The sequence below is a fragment of the Rhizobium sp. 42MFCr.1 genome (assembly GCF_000377185.1).
GTDB lineage: Bacteria > Pseudomonadota > Alphaproteobacteria > Rhizobiales > Rhizobiaceae > Rhizobium > Rhizobium altiplani.
On the sequence record NZ_KB897850.1, the window covers coordinates 1 to 12,524 of the forward strand.

Sequence of the window (12,524 nt, forward strand, 5' to 3'; positions counted from 1 at the left end):
GCCATCCGCTTCGATCCAGCCATGAAGGCCGTCTTCGAACGACTGAAAGCGAAAGGAAAGCCCGGAAAGGTCGCTCTCGTCGCGGTCATGCGAAGGATAATCATAATCCTCAATGCCAAAATGAGAGACTATCGAGCAACGGTGATTGACGCCTAACACCGTTGCTTTTTCATTTGAAATCAATCGTGGAAGGCGTCGACGAACTTGCGCCTGCCGAGCATGAAGGCATCGGCAACGTGGCGAAGCGGCGCCAGATCGACGTCGGATTTGCCGGCTTTGACAATTTCCGCAAAGCGCCGGTAAAGCGCGGGGTACTCTTCCTCGGGCGCCGAAAACTTCAGCTCGCCATTGATCGACAGCTTGGACCCGCCTTCCGCAAGCTCCACATGGCCGGCTTCGGTTTCCGCGAGGATGTCCCAGCTCTGCTTGCCGGTCTGACGCCAGTCGAATTCGGCATGAACCGGCACGCCGTCAGCGTTCTGGAAGTGCAGATCCGCGGCGATCGGCGCATCGCGATTTTCCGGGAATTCGAGCGTTGCGCCTGTCAGGAAGATCGCCTTTGGGAGGATGTGGGTAACGATCGAAAGGGCGTTGATGCCCGGGTCGAAGACGCCAAGGCCGCCGGCTTGCCAGATCCAGTCCTGGTTCGGATGCCAGTGGCGAACGTCTTCCTTCCAGATGACATGAACGCTCTTGATCGTCGTCGACGCGAGGAAGGACTTCGTGGCTTCGACAGCTGCTGCGTAGCGGGAATGCCAGCTCGCAAACAGCGAAACGCCCTTGCTGGCCGCCAGCTTTTCGAGATCGGCCACTTCGCTTAGAGTCGCGCCCGGAGGCTTTTCGAGGAACACATGCTTGGCGGCGGAAAGCGCCTTGTGCGCTGCCTCGTAGCGATACTGCGGCGGCATGCAGAGCGAAACGGCATCGATCGCCGGAACGGCGTCGAGCATTGCATCGATCGTCGTGAAGCTCTGGATGCCTTCGACGGTGCCGTGGCGACTCGCCGTTGCAACGAGCTTGAAGTCCGGATTCTTTGCAATCGAGGGGAGGTGCTGGTCGCGGACGATCTTGCCGACGCCAACGATGGCGAGGTTGATAGGTGACATGCTGGTGCTCGCGTTCGGTGTTTCGCTCAAAAGTATGATTTATTTTGCGCCTGTTTTAGCAGAAAGAAACCGGGGGGCAAGCGTCGATAGGCCCGTCAGATGGACGCCATTTCGGCCGGTGCCGTCGGCTTCTTGAACTGCAGCGTTACGACCTTATACCCCTCGGCCTCAAGGGTTGAAAGGAGCGTCGGCAGCATTGTCGCCGTGCGATTGTGGATGTCGTGCATGAGGATGATGCCGCGGCCCCGCTTGTGCAGCAGGTCCATCGTCCGCTTGGTGACGGCGGCTGGCGATGTATTGAAGTAGTCCTTGCTGTCGACGTCCACATCCATCACCACCATATCGCGCATTGCCACGGCGCCACGAAGCTTCTGGCTATCGGCAAGGTATGGAAAGCGAAAGAAGTTGACGTCGCCGCCGGTCGCCTTGGTCACGGCGGCCTCGCCGCGTGTGATTTCCTTCATGGCCATGTCGAAGGTCAGCGTCGCCAGGTTCTCGTGCTGGTAGGTGTGGCTGCCGATCGCGTTGCCTTCAGACGCGATCTTGCGGGCAAGCTCCGGATGTCGTTCCGCCATTTCGCCGACCATCATGAAGGCGCCCTTGACGCCGAAGTGGTCCAGTGTCGCGAGGACACGGTCCGTGCGGCCGGGGATCGGACCGTCATCGAAGCTGAGGATGACCTCCTTGTCCTGGAGGTGCAGGTCATGAATGGACGCGACGATGAGTGCTCGACCGGCGAGGTGATGCAGGCGGCTGTCGCTCGACATTTGGGGCAGGGCAGCATCGGTCCCCGTTGCCGGGCTGCCTTCAGGCGCGACGATGGAGGAGGTGGTCATTGTGGTGTCAGGCGCAGGATGCCTGGTGGATTGGCAGCCGGCCAGGGCCATGCTCAAGATGGCACCGGAAATGAGGGCAAAGCGATGCATAAAAGGGCTCAACAAATCAGTAATGAAAGTTGAGGCAACCTTGATGATTATGGTTAACGATCGGTTTCGATCGCCCCGGAACGCGTCGAATCGTGCTCAACCCGACAAGCTTCCAGCCATACTTGTGGCTATCCTGCCATCGCTTCTTCGTATTCGGAGTAAAGCTCCAGCCACTGCTCCTCGGCGGCGGTGAGCTTTGCTGCAGCCTCGCCACGTTGCTTGGCCTTTTCCGCAGCCTTCGCAGGCGCCTTTTCGTAAAGCAGCGGATCCGCAAGTTCTGCATCAAGCGCCTGAATCAATTTCTCCAGCTTGCCGGTCAAGGATTCGATTTCGTTGATCTTTTTCTTGAGCGGCGCCAGCGAAGCGCGCTTCTCGGCATTGAGCTTGCGCTGGTCGGCCCTCGAGGCGGGTTCTTCAGCAAGCTGTGGTTTCTCGTCCTTCTTCTTGCCCGATGCGACAACGAGATCGCGGTACTCGTCCATATCGCCTTCGAAGGTCGTGACGGTGCCCTTGTTGACGAGCCACAGCCGATCGACGGTTGCCTCGATAAGGTGGCGGTCGTGCGAAATGAGAATGACCGCGCCCTCGTAATCGTTCAGCGCCTCGATGAGCGCCCGACGGCTGTCGATGTCGAGGTGGTTGGTCGGTTCGTCGAGGATCAGGAGGTTGGGCGCGTGGAAAGCCGCGAGCCCCATCAGCAGGCGCGCCTTCTCCCCGCCGGAAAGATCCTTGGCCGCGGTGGACATCTTTTCGGTCGCAAGACCCATCTGAGCGACTCGGCCCCGCACCTTCGCTTCCGGCGCGTCGAGCATCAAACGGCGCACGTGATCAACCGGCGACTGGTCCGGAATTAGATCGTCGAGCTGGTGCTGCGCGAAAAAGCCGATCTTCAGGTTCGGCGCGAGCTTGACCTCGCCCGCCTCCGCCGACATGCGACCGGAAATGAATTTCGCGAAGGTGGATTTGCCGTTGCCATTGGAGCCGAGCAGCGCGATGCGATCGTCATTGTCGATCCGCAGATTAAGGCCCTTCAGGATAGGTTTGCCGGGCTCGTAGCCAACAGCGCCGCCGCTGATAGCCACGATCGGGGAGGCAGGTTGCTTTTCCGGCTCGGGGAAGGTGATCGGCTGTACGTGGTCTTCGATGACGGCAGCCACCGTTCCCATGCGCTCCAACGCCTTGACGCGGCTCTGCGCCTGGCGTGCCTTGGAGGCCTTTGCCTTGAAGCGGTCGATGAAGCTCTGCAGGTGTTTGCGCGCCGCCTCGTTCTTGGCTCGCGCCTTCGTCTGCAACTCGTCCGCTTCGGCCTTCTGCCGTTCAAACTGGTCGTATCCGCCGCGATAGAAGGTCAGCTTCTTCTGATCGAGATGGACGATCGAGTTGACGGCGTTGTTCAGCAGGTCGCGGTCGTGGCTGATGACGATGACGGTGTGCGGATATCGGCGCACGTAATCCTCGAGCCACAGTGTGCCTTCGAGGTCGAGGTAGTTGGTCGGCTCGTCGAGGAGCAGCAGGTCGGGCTCGGAAAACAGCACCGCGGCGAGGGCAACACGCATCCGCCAGCCGCCCGAGAAGGACGACGCCGGACGCGATTGCGCCTCCTGGTCGAACCCGAGGCCAGCGAGGATGCTGGCAGCACGCGCTTCCGCGGAATGGGCGTCGATATCCACCAGCCGCATCTGGATTTCAGCGATGCGATGCGGATCGGTGGCGCTTTCCGCCTCCGCCAGCAAGGCTGAGCGCTCCTTGTCGGCTGCCAGTACGATTTCGATCAGCGCGTCTTCCGTTCCCGGTGCTTCCTGAGCGACCTGTCCGATGCGTGCATTCTTCGGGATCGACACGGAACCGCTTTCCGCGGCTACATCGCCGGTGATCACTCGAAACAGTGTGGATTTGCCGGCGCCATTCCGACCGACAAGACCGGCCTTCGTGCCGGCTGGCAGCGAAACGCTGGCGTGATCGAGAAGCAGGCGGCCGGCAATACGTGCGGAGATATCGGAAATCGTGATCATGGCCGGCGTTTTGGCCGAAAGCCGCGATCAGCGCAAGAGCCTCCGGCTCAGCGACCGAAGGCTTGCACGGGCTGCCGTCGATTTGACTGAGCGGCGTGAAGGGCAACGCGTGCATTTGCCTGCAGCTGCGATGCCGTCGTTGCGTCGGCGCTTAGAGCAATGCCGAGCGAAATCGTAAGGCCCGAGGGGGCAGCGTTGTCGGATGCCGCGAATGTCATGTGATCTTCTACCGACGCTCGGAGGCGATCGGCAATCGCCAGAGCTTCCTGCATCCCGACATTGGCGAACAGGAAGGCGAACTCGTCACCATCGGTGCGCGCAACAAGATCGTTCTTCTTGATCGACTTGCGCAAGAGATCCGCGAGCTTCTTCAGGAGGCGCGTGCCGATCTGTGTGCCGTAGCGGCTGTTGAATGCCTTGAAGTCGTCGACGTCGACCATGATGAGGGCGCTGCCGGCAGCACCTTCCTCCCGGTCGTAGAGATCGGCGATCGCCTTATTGAGGGCGATGCGGTTGGGGATCCCTGTGAGCTTGTCGGTGACCGACGCGGAATGAGCAGCAGCGATACCAAGCTCGATTGCTTCAAGGCGTTCGACGTCGCTCTTCAGCCGGGCCTCGATCTCCTTTTCCGAAGCGAGCACGTTTGAGAGGGAGGTCGACAGATACTCCATCTCGCTCATGAAGGAGCCGAGGCTTTGGTCAGGTTTTCCTGCAATGGATTGCAATGCTGTTTCTGCAGCGCGCAGGAATGCCTGCTTCTGGCGCAAGCTGTCCGAAAGTCGGTCCGCCGCGTCGCGCAGCATCCTGCTTGTCTCTGCATGCGAGATTTCGCTTGAGAGACCGCAATGGCTGACGAGCCGATACTTCAGGCCGATTTCATCGAGCGAGGCTTGCCGCGGGCTTGGCCCGAGCGCCGCGATGTCCTGTGCTAGGGCAGCGTTCTGGCCGATGATCGCCTCGTACAGGAGTTCGTAGTTGCGCGGCAGGCCGGCAATCGCGAGCCGTGTCATATGCTGGGCGATCCGCTGAATATCGGTGGGGGCGGCGGCCGGGCGCGGTGCGGCTTCTCGTTGTACCTGTGAGTTTGGCGCAGTTCGCATGACGTTCCCCTCGTGCCGACTGTGGCGCCGGCGGTTGGCTTCTCTATGCAACTACCGCGCTAAAAATAGCTTAAATTCGGTCGTTTGTAGTTGAATTGTGGTGCTGAACAGTGAAACGCGGTTAATGGAGCGTATCCATCTGACATTTACTGTCCTGGCGGACGTTGGATGTTGGTTGTAGCGGAACCGGTATCGTGTGGCGAAGCGCGTGTTGGAGACGTCGCTATCAGTCGACGAGGGGCAATCGTTACATGACAGGCGCGTGAAATTGCCCATGCCCACTTGTTTTCAGGCTATCGGGCGGGTAAACACCGCCCACTTTTCCCACGAAATAAAGGAATTTGACCCATGGCGATTGAACGCACTTTCTCGATGATCAAGCCGGACGCAACGAAGCGCAACCTGACGGGCGCTATTACCAAGATGCTCGAAGATGCCGGCCTGCGTGTCGTCGCCTCCAAGCGCGTCTGGATGAGCAAGCGGGAAGCTGAAGGCTTCTACGCCGTTCACAAGGAACGCCCGTTCTTCGGCGAACTCGTTGAAACCATGACCTCCGGCCCGACCGTCGTTCAGGTTCTGGAAGGCGAAGGTGCCATCCTCAAGAACCGCGAAGTCATGGGTGCGACCAACCCGGCAAACGCTGACGAAGGCACGATCCGTAAGGTTCACGCCCTTTCGATCGGCGAAAACTCGGTTCACGGCTCGGACGCTCCGGAAACCGCTGCCCAGGAAATCAAGTACTGGTTCTCCGACACCGAAATCGTCGGCTGATTCAGGCTCTCAGCGAAACCGCTGAAGCTTTTGAATTGACTGAAAGCCGGGGCTTTGCTCCGGCTTTTCTACGTTGAAGGACAGGTTGCGGCAGTATCGTAGTCCACGGTGCCGTCAGGTTTGAAAACCTCGGGGTTCTTCGTATAGAGCGGCCCAACGACGAGGGGCTTGCCGGGCATGACCGACTGATCGAGGCTGGAGATCACCTCGGTCTTCAGGCTCTGCAAGGTTTCGCCCCTGGCATCGACGAGGCGAACGTTCACCGCGTAAGGCTTATCCTTCTTGACGCAATGAAGTGCGGGGCTCTGCAGCGTGATCTTGTCCCAGAACGGATAGATCTTTTCGTTTGTGACCAGCACGTCACCGCCCGCCGGGTTCTCGAACTCCGCGATGGCGACGGTGCCTTCCGGTATCGGCGCCTTCTTGTTCAGGGTCACGACATAGGTCGCGACCGCGATCCTGTAGTTGAAAACGAAGACGCGACCGCTGATCTCGACCAGCTTGTCGGTCTCTCGCTGGCATCCCGTCAGCATTGCGGCTGCAACGGAAACGGCCATCAACAGCGCTTTCATGGCGCTTCCTCCTCTTTCCTGCGGCGATAGTGGCGGCTCGCCTTGGCGCGATTGCCGCACACCGCCATGTCGCACCAGGCGCGACTTCTGTTCTTGCTCCGGTCGATGAAGAGCCAGCCGCAGTTGCGGCAGATCTTCATGCGCTCGGGATCCGGCATCGCGATCAGCCGCAACACCGAATGGGCTGTTGCCGCATCAAGGCCGTTTGCTCCATTGGCGCCACGCAACGTGCGCGCCAGCGCTTTCAGAAGATCGGCGAGCAGCCGGTCATCGGTTTCGCCTGAAACACGAGTCCGGAAATACCTGTCCGTCGCCTCGCGCAACTCCAGAAAGTTTCTTTTGTTCTGTGGGGCCGGAGCGGCCATGTCGCCGAAGAGCGCCCGCTCAGCGCAGAATTCCGCCGCTGCCTGCGGAAAGGCTTCCAGTTGAGCGGGTGCTTCGAAACGGTCGATCCGTCGCGCCCCGTCATGGCGAAGCACGACGCTGTTGGCGACATCCAGCGCCAATGCGCCTCCGGAAAAGCGGTGTGGGGTCCAGGCAAAGCTCATGATGAAAATATAACTGGTAAAATAAGTTTTGCTAGTTATGATTTAAGCAATCAGGAGCTTTTGATGGCCTATCTGCTGCAGCAATTGGCGAACGCGGTACCGCTGGCTGCGCTCTATGGTGCGCTTGCCTTTGGCTACGCCGTCGCCTTCGGGGTCACTAAGCGTGCGGACATCACCTATGGCGCGATCTTCGCGTTCTCGGGCCAGATTCTCCTGCTTTTCACGGATCTTGGCTACAACAGGCTCTGGTTGATCCTGCCGGCTGCGCTGGCGCTGGGGGCTCTGTTCTCGCTCATCTATTCGATGCTGGCCTCGGTCTGGATTGGCCGTTCCATCATGCTGCCGCTGGTTCGCCAGTCGTCGAACACCGTGATCGTCGCGGCGCTCGGCATCACCATCGTGCTGATGGAGACGGCGAGGCTCGCATCCGACACCAAGAGCCTATGGCTTTCGCCGTTCCTGAACAGCGTCGTCGTCTTCTGGAATGACGGGGCGTTTAAGGTGACGCTCACTGAGATCCAGCTGATCAATACCGCATTGATGTGCGCCATGATCGCGCTCGGCGTTGCCGTCATGAGGCTGACCTCCTGGGGCCGCGTCTGGCGGGCCGTGACCGACGATCCCCTGGCCGCAGAATTATGTGGCACCAGCGCCGATCGCGTCTTTCTCGTCGCCTACGCGGCGGCTGCCCTGATCGCCACGGCATGCGGCATTCTTGCGACCTTCTATTACGGCACGATGGATTTCGGTGCTGGCCTGATGTTCGGCCTCAAGGTGCTGATGGTGGCAGCCGTCGGCGGATATTCAGATCCGTTGAAGTCGGCCGGCGGTGCCGCCGGTCTCGGTGTCGCGGAGACGATGTGGAGCGCTTACGGCCCTTATCTCTGGCGTGACCTTGTGGTGTTCTCGCTGCTCGTGCTTCTTCTCGTCCTCAGCCGGAGGGAGCGGGCGATACCCTGACTATTTCCATTTGTCGCGGGCAGCGTCATCCGCATCCTTGGCCGCGACCCATCCGCCCGTCGAACCATCCTTGCCGTGCTCCTTCTTCCAGAAGGGAGCGGCTGTCTTCAGATAGTCCATCACGAAGTTCGCGCCATCGAACGCGGCCTGCCGATGCGGCGCCGCGGCGATGACAAGCACGATATTCTCCCGTGCGGCGATCTTGCCGTAACGGTGGATGGCGGTCAGCCCGAGGAGCCCGAAGCGCTCGATCGCAAGGTTGGCGATCCGGCTCATCTCGGCCTCGGCCATGCCCGGATAGTGTTCGAGTTCGAGTGCTGCAAGCTTGCCGCCTTCGTCACGGCACAGGCCCGAGAATGTGACGATCGCGCCGATGCCGCTGGTTTGCGTACTGAGCCGATCGACTTCCGCCTGAAGGTCGAAGTCCTCGCGTTGGACGCGAATATAAGGCTCGACCTTGCTGCTCACTTCAGCCTCCGGTCATCGGCGGGAAGATGCCGATCTCCCTGGCGTTGCCGATCGGTTCGTCATGCTCGACGTGCTCCTGGTCGACCGCGACGCGGATGACGTCTGGAAACTGAAGCGCGGTCTCATATTCTTCGCCCATCGTCTTCAAATGATTCAGAAGGTCGGCAACGGAAACGACGGAAGAGGGCAAGGTCATTTCTTCTTCGGCCTTGCCGATCCGTTCGCGCACCCAGGCGAAATAGACGAGCTTTGTCATTCTTCATCATCCACGATGTGCTTGAGGCCCGCCCGGAAATAGTCATAGCCGGTATAGATCGTCAGCAGTGCTGCGATCCAGAGAAGGCCGATGCCGGTCTTCGTTGTGTAAGGGAAGATTTCGTCGCCAGCAGGGCCAGCGAGCAGGAACGCGATCGCAACCAGCTGCACCGTCGTCTTCCACTTGGCAATCCGTGTCACGGGCACGCTGACCTTCAGGGCCGCCAGATATTCGCGCAGACCGGAGACCAGGATCTCGCGGCAGAGAATGGTGATTGCAGCCCAGATCGACCAACCGGCAATCGTCTGGTCGGCCGCTACCAGGAGAAGAATGGAGGCGACCAGCAGCTTGTCGGCGATCGGATCGAGCATTCGGCCGATGTTCGACGTCTGGTTCCATATGCGGGCGAGATAGCCGTCGAGAAAGTCGGTGATCGACGCGATGATGAAGATCCACAGCGCCACCCATCGTGCCGTATTGCTGATCGCCAGCTTTCCTTCGAGGAAAAAGCACAGCACGATCAACGGTACTGCCAGAATGCGGCCATAGGTCAGCAGGTTCGGTATATTATATGCGCGCGATGCCATGAAACATGTCTCTGAAGTTATGTGCTCGTAGATGACGGCTTTGAGCGTAAAGCGTCAACATTCTTTCTATTTTTTCGCTGCCTTTGCGTGGAATTTGCGACTGACGCCACCTATTTCGCGGCGTCATCATGAAAATGATTATAAACCTGCTTGGCGACGGTCTCCGAAATGCCTTCGACGGTCATCAGATCGGACAAAGCGGCGCGGGAGACCGCTTTCGCGGTTCCGAAGTGCTGCAACAGGGCGCGCTTGCGCGACGGTCCGATCCCGCCGATCTCATCAAGCGGGTTCTTGACCATCTCCTTCTTGCGCCGGGCGCGATGCGAGCCGATGGCGAAGCGGTGCGCTTCGTCGCGCATGCGCTGGATAAAATAGAGTACGGGATCGCGCGGCGGCAGCGTGAAGCTCTCGCGTCCCGGTGGGAAGAAGCGCTCGCGCCCGGCGTCGCGGTCGACGCCCTTGGCAACGCCGATGGCGATCACACTGTCGGTGATCCCCAATTCCTCAAGGATCGCACGCACGGCCGTCATCTGTCCCTGGCCGCCGTCGATCAGGATGACGTCGGGCCAAGCGGGGAAGGGCATGTCGGCGGCATCCGCCGGCGATGCCGGTTGGCTGCGATCGGGAATGCCTTCTTCTTTCAGCAGACGCGAGAAGCGTCGTGTCATCACCTCGCGCATCATGCCGAAGTCGTCGCCCGGCGTGATGTCGGTCGATTTGATGTTGAACTTCCGGTACTGGCTCTTCACGAAGCCTTCCTGTCCCGCGACGACCATGCCGCCGACCGCATTGGTGCCCATGATGTGCGAGTTGTCGTAGATCTCGACGCGCTGTGGCACATAGGGAAGCTTGAAGGTCTCCTTGAACTCCTCGAGCAACCGCGATTGCGACGCGGTTTCAGCGAGTTTGCGGCCATGCGCCTCGCGGGCATTGGCAATCACGTGCTCCACGAGGTCACGTTTCTCTCCGCGCTGCGGAATGAGGATCGATACTTTGTGTCCGGCCTTTTCGCCGAGCGCGGCAGCGAGCAGTTCGAGTTCCTCGACGGTCTCCGACAGCAGGATTTGCTTCGGTACCGGCTTGTCGTCGTAGAACTGCGCGAGGAAGGCGTTCAACACCTCGGCAGCCGAGAGCTGCGGGTCAGCCTTCGGGAAATAGGCGCGGTTGCCCCAGTTCTGCCCAGTGCGGAAGAAGAACACCTGGATACAGGAGATCCCGCCCTCATGATGGATCGCAAAGACATCCGCCTCTTCCACGCCCGCGGGGTTGATGCCTTGGTGACTGGAAACATGCGACAGCGAAGCCAGGCGGTCGCGGTAGACGGCGGCGCGTTCGAAGTCGAGATCCTCGGCAGCGACATTCATCGCCTCGGCCATATGCTCCTTGATTTTCTGGCTCTTGCCGGAGAGGAAATCCTTGGCCTCCTGCACGAGCTCGGCGTAGCCCTCGTCACTGATCTCATGCGTGCATGGCGCCGAACAGCGCTTGATCTGGTAGAGAAGGCAGGGGCGGGTGCGCGTCTCGAAGACGCTGTCGGTACAAGTCCTGATGAGGAAGGCGCGCTGCAGCGAGTTGATCGTCCGACCGACGGCGCCGGCTGACGCGAAGGGACCGAAATAGTCGCCCTTGCGAGCGCGGGCGCCGCGGTGCTTGAAGATGGCCGGGGCGCGGTGGTCCCCCGTGATCAGAATGTAGGGAAACGACTTATCGTCACGTAAGAGCACATTAAAACGAGGCCGCAAGCGCTTGATAAGATTCGCTTCAAGCAGCAGCGCTTCCGTCTCGGTGCGGGTCGTCACGAACTCCATGTTCGCCGTCAGCCGTACCATCTGGGCGATCCGGTTGGAGTGCACGCGCCCGAGCGCGTAGTTGCTGACGCGCTTCTTCAGGCTGCGGGCCTTGCCGACGTAAAGCACGTCGCCTGCTTCGTTGAACATGCGGTAGACGCCAGGGCTGTTGGGCAGTCGCTTGACGAATTCGGCGATCAGGTCGGCGCCGACGAGGCCGGTTTCGTTCACCCCGCCTTCGTTCCAATCGATCGCAGTCGTGGTGGGCGCAGCGGAGACGTCGCTCTCCACTTCGATTTCGTCGTCTGCGTCGTCCGTTTCGTCGTAAAGAACGCCGCCATCTGGCAGCTTTCTTGAATTCATTCCGTAATCTCCGCCACATCGGGCGTCTGCCAGGCAAGATGCTGGCCGCCATCCAGGGCAATCATTTGACCGGTGATCGAGGGCGTTTCGTAGAGGAAGCGAATCGTTTTGCCGAATTCCCCGAGCTGCGGCCCTCGTTTGAGGATAAGCGCTGAAACCTGCGCTTGGAAGTCTTCTTGCGACTGTCGCTCGCTCGGCATCGAGGGGCCGGGACCGATCGCATTGACACGGATACGCGGCGCGAGCGCCTGCGCCATGGTCTGCGTCGCCGTCCACAGGGCGGACTTAGACAGTGTGTAGGAATAGAAGCTCGGCCGCAGCGCCCAAACGCGCTGGTCGATGATGTTGACGACGAGACCATCCGTCTCGTCGGGCAATTGCGCCGCAAAGCCGGCCGACAGAATCGAGGGGGCGCGAACATGGACCGCGAAGTGCTCGTCCCAGGCGTCGGCATCGATGTGGCGGACGGAGTCCTCGTGGAAAACAGAGGCGTTGTTGACGAGGAGATCGATTGGCCCGATCGCTTCCGATGCCCTTTTTATCAGGTCGCTCGTCTCGCCAACTTCCGTAAGGTCTGCCCTTACGGCAATCGCCCGGGAACCGTTTTGCCGCAATTCCGCCGCGAAATTCTCGGCCTCCTCAATCGAGCGGCTGGCATGGATTGCGACCGCAAAGCCATTCGCAGCCAAATCCAAAGCGATTGCCCGGCCTATTCTTTTCGCCGCCCCCGTCACCAGCGCCGTTCGAAGTCTTTTCTTGTTCAAAATAATGCCTTTTCGCCGCGCAACTCTGTTCGCTGCTTATATAGGCGCGGGAGAAGATGAGATAAATAGCCGTTTTCATTGCGATGTTGCCGGAATTATTGTATGTATTATTTAAGAATATAATTCCGTAAAATAAGTATTCATGATTTAACCATTCATTATGGTTAACAAATAGTCTGTTGCGGCAAAGCAACATCGAATTTCAGCCGCCCCCGCGCCACAATCAAATCACAATTTGGCTCTTTCAAATCCTCAATTGGGCATCAATTTCCCTTCCGAACCGCAAGGGACATTTGTAATAACC

Annotated in this window: 13 protein-coding genes and 1 pseudogene; 3 read left to right on the forward strand and 11 right to left on the reverse strand. The window is 59.7% G+C overall.

All coding sequences use genetic code 11. The features are described 5' to 3' along the window. Positions 1-156: pseudogene (locus tag C934_RS35845) on the forward strand (IS110 family transposase); the annotation flags it as partial. Between the two features lie 23 nt (positions 157-179). On the opposite strand, the gene C934_RS0124185 reads toward C934_RS35845, so the two are convergent. From C934_RS0124185 to C934_RS0124200, 4 genes are all read right to left on the reverse strand, one after another. Then, entirely contained in the window at positions 180-1,106 is a 927-nt protein-coding gene (locus C934_RS0124185) for a Gfo/Idh/MocA family protein (RefSeq protein WP_018859159.1), read from the reverse strand. A 95-nt stretch (positions 1,107-1,201) separates the two neighbouring features. Beyond that, complete coding sequence (locus C934_RS0124190) at positions 1,202-2,032, reverse strand: polysaccharide deacetylase family protein (protein WP_018859160.1); 831 nt, start codon at positions 2,030-2,032, stop codon at positions 1,202-1,204. A gap of 128 nt (positions 2,033-2,160) precedes the next feature. Further along, complete coding sequence (locus C934_RS0124195) at positions 2,161-4,044, reverse strand: ABC-F family ATP-binding cassette domain-containing protein (protein ID WP_018859161.1); 1,884 nt, start codon at positions 4,042-4,044, stop codon at positions 2,161-2,163. A 47-nt stretch (positions 4,045-4,091) separates the two neighbouring features. Further along, positions 4,092-5,144 carry a GGDEF domain-containing protein gene (locus tag C934_RS0124200; protein ID WP_026372043.1) on the reverse strand — a complete coding sequence of 351 codons (1,053 nt, stop codon included), beginning with the start codon at positions 5,142-5,144 and terminating at the stop codon, positions 4,092-4,094. Between the two features lie 348 nt (positions 5,145-5,492). Here C934_RS0124200 and ndk point away from each other — a divergent pair, with 348 nt between their 5' ends. After that, positions 5,493-5,915 carry a nucleoside-diphosphate kinase gene (gene ndk, locus C934_RS0124205; RefSeq protein ID WP_018116857.1) on the forward strand — a complete coding sequence of 141 codons (423 nt, stop codon included), beginning with the start codon at positions 5,493-5,495 and terminating at the stop codon, positions 5,913-5,915. A gap of 68 nt (positions 5,916-5,983) precedes the next feature. Here the strand turns inward: ndk and C934_RS0124210 are convergent, their stop codons facing one another. Further along, on the reverse strand, positions 5,984-6,487 hold the full coding sequence (locus C934_RS0124210; protein ID WP_018859163.1) for a hypothetical protein: 504 nt from the start codon (positions 6,485-6,487) through the stop codon (positions 5,984-5,986). After that, positions 6,484-7,035 carry a CGNR zinc finger domain-containing protein gene (locus tag C934_RS0124215; protein WP_026372044.1) on the reverse strand — a complete coding sequence of 184 codons (552 nt, stop codon included), beginning with the start codon at positions 7,033-7,035 and terminating at the stop codon, positions 6,484-6,486. Before C934_RS0124215 ends, C934_RS0124210 begins: the two co-directional genes overlap by 4 nt. A gap of 63 nt (positions 7,036-7,098) precedes the next feature. Here C934_RS0124215 and C934_RS0124220 point away from each other — a divergent pair, with 63 nt between their 5' ends. Next, a complete protein-coding gene (locus C934_RS0124220) occupies positions 7,099-7,995 on the forward strand; it encodes a branched-chain amino acid ABC transporter permease (RefSeq protein WP_018859165.1) in 897 nt (298 codons plus the stop codon). On the opposite strand, the gene C934_RS0124225 is transcribed toward C934_RS0124220, so the two are convergent. The 5 genes from C934_RS0124225 to C934_RS0124245 all read right to left on the reverse strand — a co-directional run bounded on the left by C934_RS0124225 (position 7,996) and on the right by C934_RS0124245 (position 12,220). Next, positions 7,996-8,463, reverse strand: coding sequence for a molybdenum cofactor biosynthesis protein MoaE (locus C934_RS0124225; RefSeq protein ID WP_018859166.1), 468 nt, complete (start codon positions 8,461-8,463; stop codon positions 7,996-7,998). Position 8,464: 1 nt separating this feature from the next. After that, positions 8,465-8,719 carry a molybdopterin converting factor subunit 1 gene (moaD, locus tag C934_RS0124230; protein ID WP_018116862.1) on the reverse strand — a complete coding sequence of 85 codons (255 nt, stop codon included), beginning with the start codon at positions 8,717-8,719 and terminating at the stop codon, positions 8,465-8,467. Next, positions 8,716-9,306: a CDP-diacylglycerol--glycerol-3-phosphate 3-phosphatidyltransferase gene (gene pgsA / locus C934_RS0124235; RefSeq protein ID WP_018116863.1), complete on the reverse strand. Its 591-nt coding sequence runs from the start codon at positions 9,304-9,306 to the stop codon at positions 8,716-8,718. The genes moaD and pgsA overlap by 4 nt, the downstream gene beginning before the upstream one ends. A gap of 110 nt (positions 9,307-9,416) precedes the next feature. Then, the gene (gene uvrC, locus C934_RS0124240) at positions 9,417-11,456 is read right to left on the reverse strand and encodes an excinuclease ABC subunit UvrC (protein WP_018859167.1); all 2,040 of its coding nucleotides are present in this window, start codon (positions 11,454-11,456) and stop codon (positions 9,417-9,419) included. Beyond that, positions 11,453-12,220: an SDR family oxidoreductase gene (locus tag C934_RS0124245; RefSeq protein ID WP_026372045.1), complete on the reverse strand. Its 768-nt coding sequence runs from the start codon at positions 12,218-12,220 to the stop codon at positions 11,453-11,455. The genes uvrC and C934_RS0124245 overlap by 4 nt, the downstream gene beginning before the upstream one ends. Between the last annotated feature and the right edge of the window lie 304 nt (positions 12,221-12,524).